Source organism: Shewanella sp. NIFS-20-20, assembly GCF_019209865.1.
GTDB lineage: Bacteria > Pseudomonadota > Gammaproteobacteria > Enterobacterales > Shewanellaceae > Shewanella.
Genome location: NZ_JAHUTT010000012.1, coordinates 1 through 19,645 on the forward strand (window position 1 = coordinate 1; position 19,645 = coordinate 19,645).

The 19,645-nt window shown below is 46.2% G+C and carries 18 protein-coding genes and 2 tRNA genes; 10 read left to right on the forward strand and 10 right to left on the reverse strand.

The window, feature by feature from the left end; genetic code table 11:
- Positions 1-151 precede the first annotated feature (151 nt).
- From KU855_RS05850 to KU855_RS05860, 3 genes are all read right to left on the reverse strand, one after another.
- Positions 152-1,474 (reverse strand): anti-phage deoxyguanosine triphosphatase, encoded by a 1,323-nt coding sequence (locus tag KU855_RS05850; protein ID WP_218529371.1) that lies wholly within the window; start codon positions 1,472-1,474, stop codon positions 152-154.
- A gap of 9 nt (positions 1,475-1,483) precedes the next feature.
- Entirely contained in the window at positions 1,484-2,071 is a 588-nt protein-coding gene (gene yfbR / locus KU855_RS05855) for a 5'-deoxynucleotidase (RefSeq protein WP_218529372.1), read from the reverse strand.
- Positions 2,072-2,152: 81 nt separating this feature from the next.
- Entirely contained in the window at positions 2,153-3,367 is a 1,215-nt protein-coding gene (locus tag KU855_RS05860; protein WP_218529373.1) for a pyridoxal phosphate-dependent aminotransferase, read from the reverse strand.
- A gap of 574 nt (positions 3,368-3,941) precedes the next feature.
- Between KU855_RS05860 and KU855_RS05865 the strand changes: the two genes are divergently transcribed.
- On the forward strand, positions 3,942-5,324 hold the full coding sequence (locus tag KU855_RS05865) for a Na+/H+ antiporter NhaC family protein (RefSeq protein ID WP_218529374.1): 1,383 nt from the start codon (positions 3,942-3,944) through the stop codon (positions 5,322-5,324).
- A 210-nt stretch (positions 5,325-5,534) separates the two neighbouring features.
- Here the strand turns inward: KU855_RS05865 and efp are convergent, their stop codons facing one another.
- The 6 genes from efp to KU855_RS05895 form a co-directional block, all read right to left on the reverse strand.
- The gene (gene efp, locus KU855_RS05870; RefSeq protein WP_218529375.1) at positions 5,535-6,098 is read right to left on the reverse strand and encodes an elongation factor P; all 564 of its coding nucleotides are present in this window, start codon (positions 6,096-6,098) and stop codon (positions 5,535-5,537) included.
- 45 nt (positions 6,099-6,143) lie between these two features.
- Positions 6,144-7,316 carry an elongation factor P maturation arginine rhamnosyltransferase EarP gene (gene earP / locus KU855_RS05875; protein WP_218529376.1) on the reverse strand — a complete coding sequence of 391 codons (1,173 nt, stop codon included), beginning with the start codon at positions 7,314-7,316 and terminating at the stop codon, positions 6,144-6,146.
- A gap of 74 nt (positions 7,317-7,390) precedes the next feature.
- Entirely contained in the window at positions 7,391-7,918 is a 528-nt protein-coding gene (gene fldA / locus KU855_RS05880; protein ID WP_218529377.1) for a flavodoxin FldA, read from the reverse strand.
- A 56-nt stretch (positions 7,919-7,974) separates the two neighbouring features.
- Positions 7,975-8,247, reverse strand: a complete 273-nt coding sequence (ybfE, locus tag KU855_RS05885; protein WP_218529378.1) for a LexA regulated protein — start codon at positions 8,245-8,247, stop codon at positions 7,975-7,977.
- A 12-nt stretch (positions 8,248-8,259) separates the two neighbouring features.
- Positions 8,260-8,481, reverse strand: coding sequence for a DUF2788 domain-containing protein (locus KU855_RS05890; RefSeq protein ID WP_218529379.1), 222 nt, complete (start codon positions 8,479-8,481; stop codon positions 8,260-8,262).
- Positions 8,482-8,648: 167 nt separating this feature from the next.
- Positions 8,649-9,419 (reverse strand): alpha/beta fold hydrolase, encoded by a 771-nt coding sequence (locus KU855_RS05895; protein WP_218529380.1) that lies wholly within the window; start codon positions 9,417-9,419, stop codon positions 8,649-8,651.
- 243 nt (positions 9,420-9,662) lie between these two features.
- Here KU855_RS05895 and seqA point away from each other — a divergent pair, with 243 nt between their 5' ends.
- The gene (gene seqA / locus KU855_RS05900; protein WP_218529381.1) at positions 9,663-10,226 is read left to right on the forward strand and encodes a replication initiation negative regulator SeqA; all 564 of its coding nucleotides are present in this window, start codon (positions 9,663-9,665) and stop codon (positions 10,224-10,226) included.
- A 9-nt stretch (positions 10,227-10,235) separates the two neighbouring features.
- Positions 10,236-11,891 (forward strand): phosphoglucomutase (alpha-D-glucose-1,6-bisphosphate-dependent), encoded by a 1,656-nt coding sequence (gene pgm, locus KU855_RS05905; RefSeq protein WP_218529382.1) that lies wholly within the window; start codon positions 10,236-10,238, stop codon positions 11,889-11,891.
- A gap of 50 nt (positions 11,892-11,941) precedes the next feature.
- On the opposite strand, the gene msrA is transcribed toward pgm, so the two are convergent.
- A complete protein-coding gene (gene msrA / locus KU855_RS05910; RefSeq protein WP_218529383.1) occupies positions 11,942-12,427 on the reverse strand; it encodes a peptide-methionine (S)-S-oxide reductase MsrA in 486 nt (161 codons plus the stop codon).
- Positions 12,428-12,655: 228 nt separating this feature from the next.
- Between msrA and astE the strand changes: the two genes are divergently transcribed.
- The 7 genes from astE (at position 12,656) to KU855_RS05945 (ending at position 19,340) form a co-directional block, all read left to right on the forward strand.
- Positions 12,656-13,696 (forward strand): succinylglutamate desuccinylase, encoded by a 1,041-nt coding sequence (astE, locus tag KU855_RS05915; protein WP_218529384.1) that lies wholly within the window; start codon positions 12,656-12,658, stop codon positions 13,694-13,696.
- Positions 13,697-13,844: 148 nt separating this feature from the next.
- Positions 13,845-15,029 (forward strand): thiamine pyrophosphate-dependent dehydrogenase E1 component subunit alpha, encoded by a 1,185-nt coding sequence (locus KU855_RS05920; RefSeq protein ID WP_218529385.1) that lies wholly within the window; start codon positions 13,845-13,847, stop codon positions 15,027-15,029.
- Between the two features lie 2 nt (positions 15,030-15,031).
- The gene (locus tag KU855_RS05925) at positions 15,032-16,009 is read left to right on the forward strand and encodes a transketolase C-terminal domain-containing protein (protein ID WP_218529386.1); all 978 of its coding nucleotides are present in this window, start codon (positions 15,032-15,034) and stop codon (positions 16,007-16,009) included.
- A 10-nt stretch (positions 16,010-16,019) separates the two neighbouring features.
- On the forward strand, positions 16,020-17,642 hold the full coding sequence (locus KU855_RS05930; RefSeq protein WP_218529387.1) for a dihydrolipoyllysine-residue acetyltransferase: 1,623 nt from the start codon (positions 16,020-16,022) through the stop codon (positions 17,640-17,642).
- 117 nt (positions 17,643-17,759) lie between these two features.
- Complete coding sequence (nadA, locus tag KU855_RS05935) at positions 17,760-18,827, forward strand: quinolinate synthase NadA (RefSeq protein WP_218529388.1); 1,068 nt, start codon at positions 17,760-17,762, stop codon at positions 18,825-18,827.
- 247 nt (positions 18,828-19,074) lie between these two features.
- A tRNA-Ser gene (locus tag KU855_RS05940) sits at positions 19,075-19,162 on the forward strand.
- Positions 19,163-19,252: 90 nt separating this feature from the next.
- Positions 19,253-19,340: transfer RNA gene (locus KU855_RS05945), tRNA-Ser, on the forward strand.
- Positions 19,341-19,645 lie beyond the last annotated feature (305 nt).

Sequence of the window (19,645 nt, forward strand, 5' to 3'; positions counted from 1 at the left end):
GATTGATATGAGTACGCGCCAAAGCTTCTGAAAGTTGCATAAAAAAATCCGATGACAAGGGGTCATCGGATTTTGATCCTTTCAGTGAGATCGTCAAGCGATCTGTCTTAACTGATCGGCATTACGCCAATGGGCGCGTTTTTTATGGCGTTTATTCGGGGCCAAAATCAAGAATATTGCCGGCAAAGGGACTAAATAATTGTTGGTAGAGTCGGGTAGCAAAATCATCCGTCATGCCACCGATATAATCGGCAATGACCCGAGTCGCATTGTCGCCTTGCTCCGTTGCCGCCTGATAACGTATGCGGGTATTGGTTGGCAACAAACGCAGCGGATCCGATTGAAAGGCTTCAAACAGCTTCATGATCATCTGTTGTCCTTTGTACTCGAGCATTTGCACTTCGGGTTTATTCACCACATGATCAGACACAAAGCTTTTGAGGCACGTCAGTAGCCGCTCGAATGGCACGGTGAGATTAGCATTGTAGCGTAATAACTCAGATTCAAAATCGGGGTTATCAGTGATGTCGATAGCCGTTACTAATGCATTGATTAAAATGCCTATAGCATTTTTTCTCTGGTGATGAACATGTGAAAATAGAGCGTCAGTGACAGTGGATAATTGCTGACTTATGTAATCATCATCACTGGCAAGGATCAGCGGTTGGACATCGGCCAACCATTGCTGTTGATTGACTATGCCCATCACAATTGCATCTTCAAGATCATGGACGGCATAGGCGATGTCATCGGCTAACTCCATGATGCTGCAATCTAGCGATTTATGAATACTGCGCAGTTGCCCATTGGCTTTGGGATGTAACTGTTGTAATAACCGGCGATCGTTTGCGGATAACGGCGCTAAAATCCAATCGAGAATATCAGCATCATCATTAAACAATGACTTTATCGGGAGCCAATCCCGCGCTCGCACTTGGGCAAATTGCGCAGCGGCTTCGCCGCGACTGGGCGCCGGCACATCGCGGTAAAGTATTGGATACTTGAGCACGCCTAACAAGGTTCTACGACACAGGTTCATGCCATCGGCAGGGGTATAGGGTTCAAGCTTGGTCAGAATTCTTAAGGTTTGGCCATTGCCCTCAAAACCGCCAAAGTCACGCATCATATAATTAAGGGCAATTTCCCCGCCGTGTCCAAACGGAGGGTGACCAATGTCATGGGCTAGGCATAAGGAATCAATGAGGGCATCATCATTGAGCAAGTGCAATAACTCGGGACGCTTATTGCGCAATAAGGACGCAATGCCAGTGCCAATCTGTGACACTTCTAGCGAGTGTGTTAGGCGAGTACGATAAAAGTCATTCATACCGACACCGAGCACTTGCGTCTTGGCTTGTAGCCGCCTAAAGGCTGCGCTATGTAGAATACGCGCGCGATCCCTTTGATAAGGACTACGTTGATCATAGCGTCTTTGTTTATCTTCATCTAACCGTCGTTGTTGCCAGATGTCCATGAAATATCCCTATAACATTTGGTTAATTTGGTCGAGGTTGAGTCTAAAGCTGGGAATGAACAAGTGAATAAAGTCTTTCACGGCTGGGAGCGGGTCATGGGTTAATCTGTCTTCGAGCCGACGTTTGGCGGTAATAAACTCATCATTGCCCGCGCGACCTTCTTCTAAACACTTGAGATAAGCACATAAGGTATCGGCAGATTTCACCAGCGCTTTGTATTCTGTGGGAATATCAGTGCTGACTAATAGGGCTTTGAAGTCATCTTGAAGCGGCTCAGGCAACATATTCAGTAGGTGACGTTCAGCAATGGCTTCAATTTTTTTGTATTCCGCTTCTATGTCATGGTTAAAATACTTGACTGGGGTAGGCAAATCCCCAGTAAGCACTTCGCTAGCATCATGATAAATTGCAATAGTAGCCGCACGGTAGGGATCAAATTTAGCCTGGTGATATTGGTTGCTTATCACTGCTAAAGCATGTGACACCATGGCCACTTGGAGTGAGTGTTCTTGCACATTCTCGCTGCGAACATTGTGCATTAACGGCCAGCGTTGAATTAATTTCATCCTGGCCATATGGGCAAAAAAATGACTCATAACCGTCCTTATCATCAAACTTTACAGCAGAGTATCTTAGTGGCTGGCCAATAGCAAAACAGCGACCGAAGTCGCTGTTTGTTATTGTTGGTAGTTAGCTAGGAAGTTGCCAAACTCTGTCAGTGCTTTATGCAGATCTTCTTTCCAAGGGAGAAAGACAACTCGGAGGTGATCAGGCTCTGGCCAATTAAATGCAGACCCTTGTACCAACAAGATTTTACGTTCACGTAATAAATCCAGTACCAGTTTTTCATCGTCACGAATATTAAACTTTTTGATGTCGATTTTCGGGAACGCATATAACGCGCCCTTAGGCTTCTTACAACTGACGCCCGGAATGCTGTTGAGTAAATCGAAACAAACATCTCGCTGCACGGTTAAGCGGCCATTCGGTAGAACCAATTCATTGATGCTTTGGTAGCCGCCAAGAGCGGTTTGAATCGCATGTTGATTAGGCACATTGGCACATAACCGCATGGAAGCCAGCATATCCAGACCATCGATATAGCTTTTAGCGGCCTTGAGATTACCGGTTAACATCATCCAACCAACACGGAATCCCGCGGCGCGGTAGGCTTTAGATAAACCATTAAAGGTTACCGTTAAGATATCATCCGATAAACTGGCCGCAGGAATATGGGTCGCACCATCAAATAAAATTTTGTCATAGATCTCGTCCGCAAACAAAATTAATTGATGCTGACGGCAGATCTCAATCAAGGCTAAGATCATCTCTTTGCTATAAACAGCACCGGTGGGATTATTCGGGTTAATCATCACTAAGGCACGGGTGCGAGGAGTAATTTTGGCTTTAATATCATCAAGACATGGGAACCAGTCGGCTTCTTCATCGCAGCGATAGTGCACGGCTTTACCGCCAGCAAGGTTAGCCGCCGCCGTCCATAACGGATAATCTGGGGCGGGGATCAATACCTCATCATCACTGTTGAGTAAACCTTGCATCGCCATCACAATCAGTTCTGACACGCCATTACCGATATAGATGTCTTCGATATCGACGCCTAAGATCCCTTGGGCTTGATAATGTTGAACAATGGCCTTGCGGGCACTAAATAAACCTTTAGATTCACAATAGCCTTGGGCACTCGGTAAGTTTAAGATCACGTCACGGACGATTTCTTCTGGGGCTTCAAATCCAAATGGGGCAGGGTTGCCGATATTCAATTTGAGGATCCTATGACCCTCTTCTTCAAGACGGCGAGCTTCTTTATGTACTGGTCCACGAATATCGTAACAAACAGTATCTAATTTATTGGATTTGATGATAGGACGCATGGTTACCTCGCCGCATGCTATATATAAAGATGATTCCAGCACATTAACTAAATTCGAATCTCGTTGAAAGCGTTTTTTGAATATTTACCCCAAATTACAGCCATAGATCAGTAATTTATTCTGCATCACTATTTAACCTTGGTGTCGAATCCACATTCATGACTATTTTAATCGCTAACTCAATTGTGGTTGATGGAATTTTGCGCTCTTAATTGCCTGCTTATTTAATCACCACAAAGCAACTGTGTGACTCAATATTATTGGTTATAGAAGGTTAATTGTGGGCAAATTCACCCATGTAAGCATCCGGTATAAGTCATTGTTTTATATGGCTAAAAAATATGGTTTTAGTGGCACCATAAAAAAAATGGTGTAAAGTTTAATTAATTATTGACTCAATCGGCAATGCGCTTTATTTTTTGCGCGATGTTTTTCAAGGCTAACCAAAAAGCTGCAGATATTTCTTATCTGACTCGAGCTATGCCCCAACTAAAGCAGAAATAACAGCACAATAATTACGCTGTATTTTACTCAACTTAGCCTATTCAAGGCGTTTATTTGAGGACCTAAGTGCATGTCTGAACCGACAGCGTTAAGTCTTATTCCACCCGCGGTGGTGTTAATTTTAGCCATTTGGTTACGTCGTCCAATATTATCTTTGGTCATAGGAACCTTAGTGGGTTTGTTATTAGTCGATCCTACTCAAGTTTTAACCAGTTTTGCCAGTATATCCTTAAGTGTGATGGCCGATGAAACCATTGGTTGGTTAATTTTGGTTTGTGGCAGTTTTGGGGCATTAATCGCACTATTAGTTCGCACGGGTGGTGCCATGGCGTTTGGTCGGGCGACACTAACCTATGCTAAAGGACCCAAGTCATCATTATTAATGACATTTTTCTTAGGCCTTATCATCTTTGTTGATGACTATCTAAATGCGTTGACCGTGGGCTCAACCATGAAGCGAGTGACTGACAAATTTAAAGTGTCTCGTGAAATGTTGGCGTATGTTGTCGATTCAACCGCAGCACCCATTTGTGTGTTAGTGCCGTTGTCGACCTGGGCGGTATTTTTTGGTGGTTTATTAGTCGATAATGGCATTGCGCCTGAAGGTGAGGCCATTTCGGTTTATATGCAAGCCATCCCGTACATGCTCTATGCCTGGTTTGCTGTCGGCATGGTGTTATTAGTGATCCTAGGAATTGTGCCGGTATTTGGCCCAATGAAGAAAGCCCAACTTGCTGCTGCGCAGGGGCAACCAGCGTTAGCACAAATGGATCTGGACTCAGTTCAAACCTCAGATGAATATGCCATCAAAGCGATGGAAGAAGAGTTTGAACAGGCGGATTCACAGGGTAAATTACGTAACTTCTTAATTCCAATTTTGTTGCTGGTAGCTTTTACCGTTTATTTCGATATTGATGTGTGGATGGGATTACTGGCAACCTTAGCCGTAACCTTGCCATATTATGCGCTTCAGCGCTTAATGACATTAGCGGAAATGATGGATCAAATGATCGATGGCTTTAAAAGCATGTTACCGGCGATTGGCACAGTCATTGCCGCATTTATTTTTAAAGATGTGTGCGATCAATTAATGCTGCCGCTGTACGTGATTGAGAGCTTAAGTCCTTATATGACACCGCAATTACTACCTGCGGTGGTATTTATTGCCATGGCGTTATTAGCCTTCGCCACGGGGTCGAGCTGGGGAATATTTGCGGTATCAATCCCGATTGTGATGCCATTGGCTCAAGCCGTTGACGCCAATATCCCACTGGTGATTGGGGCGTTACTGTCAGCGTCATCGTTTGGCTCACAAGCCTGTTTCTATTCAGACTCAACCGTATTAGCCGCCCAAGGCTCGGGCTGTAACTTGGTTAGTCATGGGGTAACTCAACTGCCATACGCCTTGCTGTCAGCTACGCTGGCGTGTATTGGATTTTTACTCCTCGCCTAAGAACTACCGTCATTTTATAAAAACGGCTCAATTGAGCCGTTTTTTTTTGACTGCGATTAAATGACATAATGCGAGCTTGTATGTGCACAGAGCGGTTTCGGCGGGAGCTAATAAGTTTGGTTCGCTGCAAACTTGCTAATAGATAGGGATGATGGTTACCACGAGGCAAAAAAAAGCCAGCAAATGCTGGCTTGATTGAGATTGACTCGATTATACGCGCTTTTTGAATTCGCAAGTACGAGTGTCAATTTCGATTTTGTCGCCTTCTTTCACGAAGTCAGCAACCATTACTTCTAAGTCAGAACCAACGATTTTAGCTGGCTTCATCACTTTACCAGAAGTATCACCACGGGCAGCAGGCTCGGTGTAACCTACTTCACGAATGATAGTGGTTGGCAGTTCAACAGAAATTGCTTTACCTTCGTAGAAAGTCACAGAACAAGTTTCTTGCATGCCATCAACGATGAACTTAGCAGCATCGCCCATGTTGTCAGCTTCAACATCATACTGGTTGTATTCAGCATCCATGAATACATACATAGGATCAGCGTAATAAGAATAAGTACAATCCAGACGCTCTAAAATGATAACGTCCATCTTATCTTCACCTTTGAAGGTGGTTTCGGTGCCTGAATCGATCAGAACGTGCTTTAACTTCATTTTGACGATAGCAGCGTTACGACCAGAGCGAGTTGTTTCAGTTTTCTGTACAACCCATGGGCTGCCATCTAACATGATCACGTTACCTGGACGGATTTCATGAGCAGTTTTCATTACTAAATTTCCTATAGATATTAGATTTTATTTCAGCGCAGTATCTTAACTATTTTCGACAAATTGCACTAGTCTACTAGCCAGATCTGCAGCATTTAATGCGTCATTTGGCCATTGTTTCGCATGCTGTAACAAGGGCAAAGAGACTAAATTAAGTTGTTGCCAGTGATGACTCACCGCAGCTTGCTGTTCTTGGTTGAAAGAAAGCGTTAACGCTTGCCAAAGTTCAGCGATTTCCGGAGGCAGATTATCGCAGTAAAGTTGCATAAAAGCTTCTAATTTTACGAGATGATAGTCATCTTCTTGCGGATAAATATGCCAAATAAAGGGTTTTGCGGCCCATTGCGCGCGAATGAACGAATCTTCACCACGGACAATATTGAAATCACAGCTCCATAGCAGTCGGTCATAAGTTTGCTGATCTGTCATGGGTAAAATATGGACGGTAAGATTACCCATGCTAAATTGTTGGCCGCACACCAATTGCTCCAACGTACAAGGTAGAATGTCCAGCAAGCTGTGTAAACTTCGTCCTTTGGGGATCAGCGCGTGAACGTGATGATCTGCATGCTGCCAAGTATGGCATAGACTCAACAGAGCAGCGCTCTCATAACTGAAGACACTGATGACGGTATCATCGGCTTCGATGCCTGACAGGCCAAGTTGCCGGAAGAGAGCCAGCTTGTGCTGAGGGTCGGCTTGCCACTGATCGCGCTCATCGAACAAGGCGTTCTCGCAAATTAACCCGCCGGTCTTGGCGGTAAATCCCGGGAAGTAAAAGTATTTTTTTAAACCGTTGGCTTGCAGTGACGGCAAGCCGTGACAACCTTCGACCCAAGATTCAGCGCTTAAATATTCTAGATTGAGCCACAATGGCGGGGTGCCTCTTGACTGCTTCACCGCTAACAATGATTGTTTAACAATATCAGGTAATTCACAGGCAAAGGCTTCGATCAGTACTTGTCCTGGCTCATAGGGGATATCCAGCGGACAATTCCACTGATGAATGGAAACACCATTGAATACTTGCCTTGCTAAACTTGGGTCGAGTTCGGGCAAAATATGTGAAAAGCTTTGTAAATCATCCACCCATAAGTTGACTGGTAGTTGATAGTCACAGGTAAGCTGTTTGGCAAGACGCCAAGTGACACCAATGTCGCCATAGTTGTCGACAACGGTGCAAAAGATATCCCAATGGGGCGCGCTAACATGATTCATTGCTTGCTCTGTCGGCCTAGAATAGATACAAAAAAGCGGCTAATTTAGCCGCTAATTTTTAACGCTTGCTAGAATTAATCTTCCAGCTCAGCTAAACACATTTCTGCATAGATCTGCTTAACCCACGCGTCAACACGACTCTCAGTGAGTTCTGGTTGGCGATCTTCATCAATGCCTAAACCAATGAAGTGTTTGTCATCGATTTGCGCTTTTGACGCTTCGAAATCATAACCTTCAGTGGGCCAATGACCAATGATGATACCACCGCGAGCTTGAACGATATCACCCACCATGCCCATGGCATCGAGGAAATATTCAGCGTAATCTTCTTGATCGCCACAACCAAAGATGGCCACCAGCTTGTCATTGAAGTCAACTTGTTCAAGTTCTGGGAAAAAATCGTCCCAATCACATTGGGCTTCACCGTAATACCAAGTGGGAATACCAAACAGAAGTAAATCAAATTCAGCAATTTCTTCTTTGGTACTCTTAGCGATGTCTTTAACATCAACCATTTGCTTACCCAGTTTTTTCTGGATCATCTTGGCTACAGCTTCGGTGTTACCTGTGTCACTACCGAAAAAAAGACCTACAGTTGCCATTGTCTTTCCTTTAATTGTTCAGTTCGCGATGTCGCTTAATCGTGGTGCAAAAAATGTCAGCGTTCGATTTGCTCAAGTAAGATTAACTCGATTAACTGGCTGCGGCTGATGTTACTGGCCAAAGCCTGTTCGTTCAAGGCGTTATATAAATCTTGTGACACCTTTAACTCAATTCGTTTTAATCCGTTGGCTTTATCACGCTGGATTTGATTTCGTTTATTGACCTTTAGCTGTTGCTCACGGGGCAGGGGATTGGTTCTCGGCCGACCGCGACGTTTCTCATTGGCAAACAGGTCAATGGTTGTTCTATCTAATGCTTCTTTTGCCATTTTGCTTTTAACTTAACCTATTCCCGAGCCTTCCCAGCTTATTTGGATAATGCCTTTGACAATAAAGCCAGCACAGCCAAGGAACAATACCAACCAAACAATATACTGACCAAACTTAGGCACTTTGCCTTGCTTCAACACATCCCTAATTGCCATGCCAATAAAAAAAAATAAGGCAGCAAAACAGAGGTTTAAACCGAGTGTTTCCAATTGTTCCATATGTTGTGCAAGCATATCAATCCTTGTTAAACAACGCCCTTGGTCAAAAGAGGGCGCGAATATACCATATATACCTAAGCTAGCTCAAGGAACTGCAAGGCGCTTGTTTGCCAGAATCCCCCTAGGGATCACGAATTAAGGTTAAGTATTGGCTATAACGGTTAACAAGCCCGTTCAATTGCTTAACGCTTGTGATAAAAGTCGTTCAAAAATCGCATCACCAGCCGGTTAAATGCTTCCGGCTTTTGCGCATGCAACCAATGTCCTGTCGCCAAAATAGACTTGGCTTGTACGGCTGGAAATTGACTGATGATGGCTTGACGATGATGCTCTTGAACATAGTCAGAGTCTCCACCACGAATAAAGATACACGGCCCGAGGTAAGACTGACCTTGATACGGCCAGCCGATGATCTCAGGGTAGTCACGAGTCATTGTCTCTAAATCCATCTTCCAGCTGAACCCAGCGTCATTGCGGCGCAAGTTTTTTAATAAAAACTGCACCATACCCTCATCAATTCCAGCTTGATTGAGCAATTGACCAGCGTGTTGACGACTCGTGAGTTCAGTGAGGGGGAGCCGCGCCAAGCTATCAAGAATGTGGAGATGACGAGGTGAATAGGCCACAGGAGCAATATCGGCGACGACTAATGCTGCTACGCGCTCGGGGGCACTGAGCGCGGTTGCCATGGCGATTTTTCCGCCCATTGAATGGCCCACCAGTGCCGCAGAGCCAAGGCCCTGACTGTCCATAAAATTCAGTAGTTGTTGCACCAGATTTGGGTAATTCATCGGACTCAATCTTGGACTATCACCGTGATTGGCGACATCGACACGAAACACTCGATAATGTTGGCTTAAAGACCGGCTTAAATTGGATAAATTATCCAGACTGCCAAATAGGCCATGAATGAGGATGACGTCGTTACCTGCGCCTGATACTTGAAAATGCATAGTAAAATTCCTTGTGATAGCCATCGCATTTTGACCAGTAGTGCGATTTTTGACAAGGTTTACGCTGCAATCGCCTCACCGACAGGATAGATATTCAACAGCCAATGCAATCCTTTGCACATTTTAGCGCTTAGGGTCTTATCATTTTGTAATAAGTCACTTAGACTGAGTCACTTACTATTTTTATCGGCAATCGATAGCGCATGTTTAATCGAATGCCGTTGTAACAAGGAATCACTACAGATGAAATATATCGAGGTAGATGAAGATTTATATCGCTTTATTGCCAGCAAGACGGAACGGATTGGTGAGAGTGCCTCCGATATATTGCGCCGCTTATTGTGCTTGCAGGGGGCGGTTGCCAATCTAGAGCCTGAAGTTCAACCTCAAGCAATTAGCGAGCCTAGTTTAGAGCCTGCACTCAAGGAAAAGCGAGTCGCACTTACCCCTGTTCGCGGCAAATTAGCCAAAATTGATGCCAGTAGCTTAGTGGAGCCGACCGTGCTTGCGAGCCAAAAAGGAGCCGTCGGCCGATTCCTGTACATTTTAGAGCGGTTGGCGCTGGCGTATCCGCAACATTTTTCGCAAGTGCTGCAGGTGCAAGGGCGCGGTAGGTTATATTTTGCTGTGAGCAAGCAAGCCTTATTGCAAGCCAGTGAAACGGCTAATCCTAAAGAAATTGGGCAAAGCGGCTATTGGGTGACAACCAATAATAATACCGCAAAGAAACAAAACATTATGTTAGAAGTCTTGCTTCACTTAGGTTGTGATGAAGAGGGCGCACAAGTGATAGCAGAATTAATTTAAGGGTAAAACGTGGCTTTACATCCAAGAGCAGGACGCGTGGCAGATGCCAGCGATCTGATTGATCTTCCCAGTCTACTGGCCGATTACTACACATTAGTGCCTTGCCATGACCATGCTAGCCAAGCGGTAAGCTTTGGTACTTCTGGCCACCGCGGCAGCTCGAGCCTAAAAAGTTTTAACCAGTTACATCTTTGGGCCATCACTCAGGCGGTGGTTGATTACCGTCAATGGCAAGGGATTGTTGGCCCGATGTTGGTAGGCATTGATACACATGCATTATCACGCCTGGCTTATCGCTCAGTGGTTGAAGTGTTGGTGGCTAACCGAGTGCCTGTCATTGCGCAGCAACAAGATGGGTATACGCCAACTCCTGTGGTATCACGCTACCTTGTTGATCATAACCGCCAAACTGATGTCGAGCTAATGGATGGTTTGATTATCACCCCGTCCCATAATCCCCCCAGTGATGGCGGGATTAAGTATAATCCGCCACATGGCGGTCCTGCAGACAGCGACGCTACCTCGTGGATTGAAACCCGTGCTAATCAATATTTAGCGCAGCAAATGCAAGGGGTTAAACGCGTTAACTATCAACTGGCAGTCGATACTGGGGTGGAATACCGTGACCTCTATCTGCCGTATATCTCGCAGCTGCAAGATGTGATTGATATGCAAGCCATCGCCAAGGCCAACGTCAAGATAGGCGTCGATCCTCTCGGTGGTTCAGGCTTGTACTATTGGCGAAAAATTGCCGAACATTATCAATTAGATATTACGGTTCTCAACGATAAGCTCGATCCAAGCTTCAGTTTTATGCCCTTAGATAAAGATGGCAAGATACGCATGGATTGTTCATCGAATATGGCGATGGCCGGGGTCGTTCCTGCCAGAAACCAGTTTGATATTTGTATCGCCAATGACCCCGATTTTGACCGCCATGGCATCGTCTGTCCTGACAAGGCAGAGGTGAGTGGTGGCTTAATGGATCCTAACCATTACTTAGCGGTGGCCATTGACTACTTGCTCAGTCACCGCCCTGATTGGCCAACCACTGCGGCCGTTGGTAAAACCTTAGTCTCCAGTGCGTTGATTGATAGGATCTGTGCTGCTCGCGGTCGTCAACTGCTGGAAGTGCCTGTTGGTTTTAAGTGGTTTGTCGACGGTTTGCAACATAGCCAGATTTTATTTGGTGGTGAAGAAAGTGCCGGCGCCAGTATGCTACAACGTGATGGCCAAACCTGGTGTACCGATAAAGACGGTTTCATTCTAGGATTATTAGCGGCAGAAATCTTTGCCGTGACCGGACAAACGCCGGCAGAGCGTTACCATGCTTTGACTCAAGAGTTTGGTGCTAGTGTCTATGAGCGCATCGACAGTCCAATCAATGCTAAAAAGAAAGCTAGATTTAGCCACGTTAACCAAGCGTCTGTGACTGCGACCACACTGGCGGGTGATGACATCACCGCCGTGTTAACTCATGCGCCGGGCAATGGTGCTGCCATTGGGGGATTGAAAGTCTGTACCGCAAATGGTTGGTTCGCGGCCAGACCTTCGGGTACTGAGCCCTTATTTAAATTGTATGCCGAAAGCTTTGTGAGTGCCGAGCACCTTAAAGCGTTGCAACACCAAGCGAAAGCGATAATGGATCAAGCCCTTAAGGGATAAAATCACCCGCTGATTTTAAGCGCAGTCGCAACATTTGCGGCTGCGCTTTTTTATTCCCCGTAATATAGATGGCAGCTGGGTAAGTTATTATTTTCAAGGTAATTTTGATGGTATTCCTCGGCTCTAAAAAAGGTTAACGCAGGTACTATCTCAGTCACTATGTGACGTTGTCCCCAACGACCGCTTTTCATTAATGCTAATTTAGAGTGCTGCGCCCGTTCTTTTTGGTCGCGATCATGAAAAAACACCACGCTGCGGTATTGGCTACCAATATCACCGCCTTGTTGATTGAGACTGGTGGGGTTATGGTTAGCCCAGAAGACCTTAAGTAGTTGCTCATATGATATCTTTTGCGGATCAAACTCAAGTTGCACCACTTCGGCATGGCCGCTAGTACCGGTCTTAACTTGTTGGTAGCTTGGGTTATCTACACCGCCGCCCATGTAACCACATTGCGTAGTGATGACCCCATCAAGTTGTTTAAAGAAATACTCAACACCCCAAAAACAGCCTGCCCCAAAGGTTGCTATCGCCATGACCTTTCCTTGATTATGATAGTTGCCACATCAGTGAAGATGTCTAGATGGCTAAACTATGGCGAATGACAGTCGCAATTGCAATACTTGGCACCACAAAAAATCAGCCTACTTGCAATAATTTCTGCCATGAATTGGCGTGATATATCTCGTAACATTGGTAGCTTGTGTTAATATTTGGCGCACAAATCCTCTAAAAAACATTAATAACAATAGAAGGGATATCACATGCTTAAGACTTTACGGACCTCTCTCGATTTTTTAGCTATCAGTTTAGCCAATCCGTTTTATCTCGCCGCAGAAGGCCCAGTGACTTTAGACAACGGTGTGCGCTTGAGCATTTGGGATACCGGTGTGCTGTTGGTGGAACCTGCAGATGGGCTAGTGACGACCACAGATCTGGTGTTATCCAGTGGCGTTCATGGCAATGAAACGGCGCCAATTGAACTTTGTAATCGACTGATCGCTGATATTGTTAATGGCGCTCAAGAGGTCAAACAGCGGATGTTATTTATCTTTGGTAATCCGCAAGCCATACACCATGGCACTCGGATCGTTGAGGAAAACCTTAATCGTTTATTCAGTGGTGAACACAGCAAGATGCCGGGCTTAGTAAATAAAGAGCGTCATCGAGCCAAGGCCTTAGAAGGTTACATTCGCCGCTTTTATGAGCAAGTGTCGGCGGGGGAAAGAATACGTTTGCACTATGATCTCCATACCGCGATCCGCGATTCTGTCCATCCCAAATTTGCTATTTACCCCTTTCCAGATAACAAACCCTATTACCAATCTCAGTTGCACTTCTTACAGCAAGCGGGTGTAGACACAGTGTTGTTTCATAATGCGCCAACCACGACGTTTAGCTATTTCTCCGCCCATGAATTTGATGCCCATGCCTTTACTATCGAGTTAGGAAAAGTCCTGCCGATGGGGCAAAACGATTTGACCCAGTTTGCCGATTTTGACCTGTGCATTCGCCAAATCATCACGGCTCAACCGGCCGCAAATGCGATTGATATGTCGCGGATGAACTTGTATCAGGTACATCGCAGTATCGTTAAACATCATAAGGAGTTCTCATTAAATTTTGCTAAAGATGTCAGCAACTTTAGTCGATTCTCTCGGGGTGAAATATTGGCATTCGACGGCGAGCAGGCCATTGCCGTAGAACAAGAATTTGAAGCCATCGTTTTTCCTAATGCGGATGTTCCCATAGGTCAACGTGCTGTGATTTGTTTAAGTCCCGCCAAGGATCTTACTTGGGTGTAAACTATCTGATACATTGATTGGCATTAACAATACTCTGACTGAATCGTTAATGGATTGATAGTCAGTTTACGTTAACGTAATGTTTTGCTGTGCGTTAATTATATTATTCAAGCGAAGCTATTTCGCCGACCTAAGAGCAACAATCAATATGGCAACACGGAAGAAAGAAGCGGCCAGTCCGGTGACTCATAAAGTGAATTTTTTCGATGAGAGTTCTGTCACTTACCCAGTACTTAAACTACTGCAATATGACGGTATTATATATGATGGTGCGGTATCTCCAGTCATAGACAAACAGCTAGCGATGAAAATTTATGACACGTGTGTGTTTACCCGCGTGTTAGATGAGCGGATGCTGGCTGCCCAGCGACAAGGACGTATCAGTTTTTATATGACCTGTACCGGCGAAGAAGCGGCCGTCGTTGGCAGTGTCGCCGCGCTTGAGCAAGACGATGTGATCTTGGCGCAATACCGCGAGCATGCTGCGATTCGTTTTCGCGGTTTCACCACTGAACAATTTATGAACCAAATGTTCAGTAATGAAAAAGATCTGGGTAAAGGGCGGCAAATGCCAATTCATTACGGCAGTGCCCAGCTGAACTACCAAACTATCTCTTCGCCACTAGGCACACAAATCCCGCAAGCCAGTGGTGTTGCCTATGGCCTAAAAATGCAAGGTAAGCACAATGTTGCTATTTGCTATTTTGGTGAAGGCGCAGCGTCTGAAGGCGATTTCCATGCCGGTTTGAACTTGGCTGCAGTGCACCAATCTCCGGTGATTTTCTTTTGTCGTAACAATGGCTATGCGATTTCCACACCGACATCAGAGCAGTACGCCGGCGATGGCATTGCCAGCCGCGGTTTAGGCTATGGCATCAGGACCATCAGGGTCGATGGTAACGATATGTTGGCCGTATTGGCGGCGACTCAAGAAGCACGAGCCTATGCCTTAAAGCACCAAGCGCCGGTGTTGATTGAAGCCATGACCTATCGTCTTGGCGCCCATTCGTCATCGGATGATCCCAGCGGCTATCGTTCACGCGAAGAAGAAAGTAAGTGGCGTGAACATGATCCCGTTCAACGCTTTAAATTATGGCTTTTGAGTAAAGGTTGGCTGAGTGAAGAGCAAGATAAAGCCATGTATAACGATTATCGCGAGCAAGTATTAGCGGCGGTTAAAGTGGCCGAGAAGCTGGCAATTCCTAGCATCGATGAACTGATCACTGACGTGTATGACACCCCAACGAAGCAACTGCAGCAACAGTTAGACTCCCTCAAAGAGCACATAAAAAAATATCCTAAATCGTATCCAAAAACCGCAGGGAGGCTGTAATTGTGGCCAAAATTAATATGCTACAGGCTATCAATCAAGCCTTAATGACGGCAATGGAAGCCAATCCTAAGATGGTGGTATTTGGTGAGGATGTGGGGCATTTTGGTGGCGTGTTTCGTGCCACATCGGGCTTACAAGACAAATTTGGTAAGCCGCGCTGCTTTAATTCACCCTTAACCGAACAAGGTATTGCGGGGTTTGCCAATGGCTTAGCCTCTGTTGGCATGACGGCGGTGGCAGAAATCCAATTTGCCGATTATATCTTCCCTGCCTTTGACCAAATAGTGAATGAGTCCGCTAAATTCAGATATCGCAGTGGTAATGAATTCAATGTGGGTGGTCTGACGTTCAGAACCCCTTATGGTGGCGGGATTGCCGGTGGCCATTATCACTCGCAATCTCCAGAAGCCTATTTCACACACACCCCAGGGTTGAAAGTGGTGGTGCCGCGCAATGCATATGAGGCGAAAGGATTATTATTAGCGGCCATCGCCGATCCTAATCCGGTCATTTTCTTCGAACCGAAACGCTTATATCGTGCTTCTGTTGGGGAAGTGCCTGAAGCAAGTTATCACATTGAGCTGGGTAAAGCGCAGGTGGTCAGCCAAGGAACTGACATTACCGTGTTGGCTTGGGGCGCTCAAATGGAGATAGTCGAACAGGCCGCCGCCATGGCTGAAAAAGAGGGCATTTCTTGTGAGATTATTGACTTAAAAACCTTAGCACCGTGGGATGTGGCGACCGTTGCTGAGTCTGTCCGTAAGACGGGCCGTTTACTCATCAATCATGAAGCCCCTTTAACAGGCGGTTTTGCTGGTGAAATTGCCGCGACAATTCAGCAAGAATGTTTCTTGTCGTTAGAATCACCCATTAGCCGCGTTTGCGGGCTAGACACGCCATATCCCTTATGTCACGAAAAAGAATATATGCCAGATAGCTTAAAAACATTTGAGGCTATCAAGGCCAGTCTGGCTTATTAGGAATCAAAAAATGACAGATTTTATTTTGCCAGATATTGGCGAAGGTGTAGTTGAATGTGAACTGGTGGAATGGCTAGTGGCCGTGGGCGATAAGGTTGAAGAAGATCAGCCTATTTGTGATGTGATGACAGATAAAGCCTTGGTTCAAATCCCGGCGCCACTGGCGGGGGTGATCACCACCCTCTATTACGCCAAAGGTGAAATTGCTAAAGTGCATCAACCATTGTATTCCATCCAAACCGACGTGGAGGCGGCCGAGGCTGAACAGAAGGTGCCATCTCCAACGCTTGATGTGCCTACAAGCAAGCCCGTGGCGGAGCCCAACGTCGGTGTGACTATCGAAGATTTTTTGTTGCCTGATATTGGTGAAGGCATTGTTGAGTGTGAGCTGGTCGAATGGCTGGTGAGCGAAGGGGATTGGGTCAAAGAAGATCAACCCATTTGTGATGTCATGACGGACAAAGCCTTAGTGCAAATACCTGCGGTGCAAGATGGAAAAATCCATCAATTTTATTGCCGCAAAGGCCAGCTAGCCAAGGTTCATGCGCCTTTATATGCCATCGCCATTAGCGCCGAGGTCGACATTTTGGCCAATGCCGCGCCGGCGACGAGTGCTGTCAGCCATAGCGCTGGCGAGGCGGTCACTGACGCGGCTGCCTCAGCAACAGCTGCGATGGAAACAAACCATGGTAAAGCCCTTGCCAGCCCCGCGGTTCGCCGTTTAGCGCGCAGCTATGATATTAATCTTGGCCAAGTTGCTGGCTCGGGTAAACACGGCCGAGTTTACAAAGAAGATGTCGAGAAATTTCGCCTAGGTTTGTCAGCCAGTGCAGGGCAGACGGGCGCGCCCACTCATGCCGCCAATGCGGGCAGTGAAACCACAGCGCCAGCCGCCAATCCAGTGACTGCCGCAGCCATGACCAACACGGTTAATCGCACCGAAGCCATCAAGGGGGTTAAAGCCGTTATGGCACGAATGATGGCCGATTCTGTGGCGACCATTCCCCATTTTACCTATTGCGAAGAATTCGATTTAACCGAGTTAATGGCCTTACGCCAGGCCATGAAGCAGCAATATCAAGCCGACGATTATAAATTAACTATGATGCCATTCTTTATGAAGGCCATGTCGCTGGCCATCAATGAATTCCCATTGATGAATAGTCGAGTTAATGCCGATTGCACTGAATTGACCTATGTTAGCGATCATAATATTGGCATGGCCGTTGACTCACAGGTTGGCTTATTGGTGCCTAATGTTAAGCAGGTGCAAACCAAATCGATTATTGAGATTGCCAAGGACATCACGCGCCTGACTCAAGATGCGCGCAGCGGCCGGGTTTCTCCTCATGATTTAAAGCAGGGGAGTATTACCATTTCCAATATAGGCGCCATCGGTGGCACGGTTGCGACACCGATTATTAACAAACCCGAAGTCGCGATTGTGGCGCTTGGCCGCGTGCAGTCTCTGCCTAGGTTCAATGAGCAAGGCGAGGTTGAAGCGCGTCAAATAATGCAGGTTAGCTGGTCGGGTGATCATCGGGTGATTGATGGTGGCACCGTGGCGCGTTTTTGTAATTTGTGGAAACATTATCTCGAAAACCCGCAAGCCATGTTAATGGCGATGCGTTAATCGACTGGATCAAAGGCGCGTAAGCGCCTTTTTTAATCACGGCAGATGCCATATTTGGTTTGTTTCGCTTAGAGCATTTATTTATAATTGGCTTACTTGTGCGACGTTGGAATTTATATGGAACCGTCAGCTTTTACCCCTGCTCAGATTGATTTTCGTTTTCCGCCGAAGCCAACGCCTTTGGATGATAGCCAGCGTGCGGCTTATAAAGCTGAAATCAAAGCCCTGCTTGCCCAGCAAAATGCTGTGTTGGTGGCCCATTATTATACTGACCCAGAAATCCAAGCCTTGGCCGAAGAAACGGGTGGCTGCGTATCAGACTCCTTGGAAATGGCTCGTTTCGGTCGTGATCATCCTGCGCAAACCCTGATTGTCGCTGGGGTTAAATTTATGGGCGAAACCGCTAAAATCCTTAGCCCAGAAAAAACGGTGCTGATGCCAACCTTAGAGGCCACTTGTTCATTGGATCTCGGTTGTCCTATCGACAGTTTCAGTGCTTTTTGCGATGCGCACCCCGATCATACTGTGGTCGTGTATGCCAATACTTCTGCGGCAGTCAAGGCGCGCGCCGATTGGGTCGTGACCTCTAGTATTGCCTTGGAAATCGTTGAGCACTTAGACAGCGAAGGTAAAAAAATTCTCTGGGGCCCAGATCGCCATTTAGGCAGTTATATTGCTAAGCAGACAGGTGCCGACATGTTGCTTTGGCAAGGTGAGTGCATAGTGCATGACGAATTTAAAGCTAAAGCGCTGCAGCAACTAAAATTGCAATACCCCAACGCGGCAGTGTTGGTTCATCCTGAGTCTCCAGCCAGTGTGGTGGACATGGCGGATGCTGTGGGCTCAACGAGTCAGTTGATTGCCGCGGCACAGAACATGTCGAATGACACCTTTATTGTGGCAACGGACAAAGGCATTTTTTACAAGATGCAACAAGCCGCCCCAGGTAAGACCTTAATTGAAGCGCCAACGGGGGGGGAAGGGGCGACGTGTCGCAGTTGTGCCCATTGTCCTTGGATGGCCATGAACGGCTTACATGCAATTAAAGCGGCCTTGGCCGATAGCGATAAGTCAGCGCATGAAATCTTCGTGGATGATAGCTTACGCGATCGCGCCTTGTTGCCGTTAGATCGTATGCTTGATTTTGCTGCAGATCTTAAGATTAAGATCAAAGGTAACGCTTAAACGCGATTAATCGAGGCACAGTACTCCTTAACACCTTGCTTCTTAGCTTGTGATAAAACCCGCCGACTGCGGGTTTTTTGTTAGAAAAAAAGCAGTGATATTTCAAGTAACTGCTACATTTGCTTGTGATTGTTCAATCTGCGCCCAAACAAGCGTGATAATGGTTTTTTCCCTTGATAACAGCAACACTTTTGCGTAAAGTACCGCTCCGTTGCCTTGGTAAACGTTTGTTGCCATGTAGCAAAATGGTGAGGTGTCCGAGTGGCCGAAGGAGCACGCCTGGAAAGTGTGTATACGGAAACGTATCGAGGGTTCGACTCCCTCCCTCACCGCCAGAATTTACATCAGATAATCTAAGAATTGTCTGACTAGCCCCACTAGGCTAATGCCTGCCCATATGGCGAGGCGATAATAGTGACCAACATGGTGAGGTGTCCGAGTGGCCGAAGGAGCACGCCTGGAAAGTGTGTATACGGAAACGTATCGAGGGTTCGACTCCCTCCCTCACCGCCACATAAACAAAAAAGCCGTTGATGAATAATCAACGGCTTTTTTGTGCTTGTTTTTCCTAGCCAACACCTGAACACCCGGTCGATAACTGGGTGTTTAGCAAACGGACACTGGGCTTAGCATACTGACTGCGGCGGGATATTTACTTTCAACACGGTTTTATTTGATGTTAAGTTAAACCATTAACATTAATACAGGGGAACGGCATGGAAGTGTTTTATCATATTCTGCATTGGGGCTCGCCGATTGGTTTAGGTTTATTCTTTTTTTTGTCATGTACTGGCGCGGGCATATTATTTTGGGGCATA

Excerpts from the sequence above, each read along its gene's own strand:
- KU855_RS05850 (WP_218529371.1), bottom strand. The coding sequence starts at position 1,474 with ATGGACATCTGGCAACAACGACGGTTAGATGAAGATAAACAAAGACGC.
- yfbR (WP_218529372.1), bottom strand. The coding sequence starts at position 2,071 with ATGAGTCATTTTTTTGCCCATATGGCCAGGATGAAATTAATTCAACGC.
- KU855_RS05860 (WP_218529373.1), bottom strand. The coding sequence starts at position 3,367 with ATGCGTCCTATCATCAAATCCAATAAATTAGATACTGTTTGTTACGAT.
- KU855_RS05865 (WP_218529374.1), top strand. The coding sequence starts at position 3,942 with ATGTCTGAACCGACAGCGTTAAGTCTTATTCCACCCGCGGTGGTGTTA.
- efp (WP_218529375.1), bottom strand. The coding sequence starts at position 6,098 with ATGAAAACTGCTCATGAAATCCGTCCAGGTAACGTGATCATGTTAGAT.
- earP (WP_218529376.1), bottom strand. The coding sequence starts at position 7,316 with ATGAATCATGTTAGCGCGCCCCATTGGGATATCTTTTGCACCGTTGTC.
- fldA (WP_218529377.1), bottom strand. The coding sequence starts at position 7,918 with ATGGCAACTGTAGGTCTTTTTTTCGGTAGTGACACAGGTAACACCGAA.
- ybfE (WP_218529378.1), bottom strand. The coding sequence starts at position 8,247 with ATGGCAAAAGAAGCATTAGATAGAACAACCATTGACCTGTTTGCCAAT.
- KU855_RS05890 (WP_218529379.1), bottom strand. The coding sequence starts at position 8,481 with ATGCTTGCACAACATATGGAACAATTGGAAACACTCGGTTTAAACCTC.
- KU855_RS05895 (WP_218529380.1), bottom strand. The coding sequence starts at position 9,419 with ATGCATTTTCAAGTATCAGGCGCAGGTAACGACGTCATCCTCATTCAT.
- seqA (WP_218529381.1), top strand. The coding sequence starts at position 9,663 with ATGAAATATATCGAGGTAGATGAAGATTTATATCGCTTTATTGCCAGC.
- msrA (WP_218529383.1), bottom strand. The coding sequence starts at position 12,427 with ATGGCGATAGCAACCTTTGGGGCAGGCTGTTTTTGGGGTGTTGAGTAT.
- astE (WP_218529384.1), top strand. The coding sequence starts at position 12,656 with ATGCTTAAGACTTTACGGACCTCTCTCGATTTTTTAGCTATCAGTTTA.
- KU855_RS05920 (WP_218529385.1), top strand. The coding sequence starts at position 13,845 with ATGGCAACACGGAAGAAAGAAGCGGCCAGTCCGGTGACTCATAAAGTG.
- KU855_RS05930 (WP_218529387.1), top strand. The coding sequence starts at position 16,020 with ATGACAGATTTTATTTTGCCAGATATTGGCGAAGGTGTAGTTGAATGT.
- nadA (WP_218529388.1), top strand. The coding sequence starts at position 17,760 with ATGGAACCGTCAGCTTTTACCCCTGCTCAGATTGATTTTCGTTTTCCG.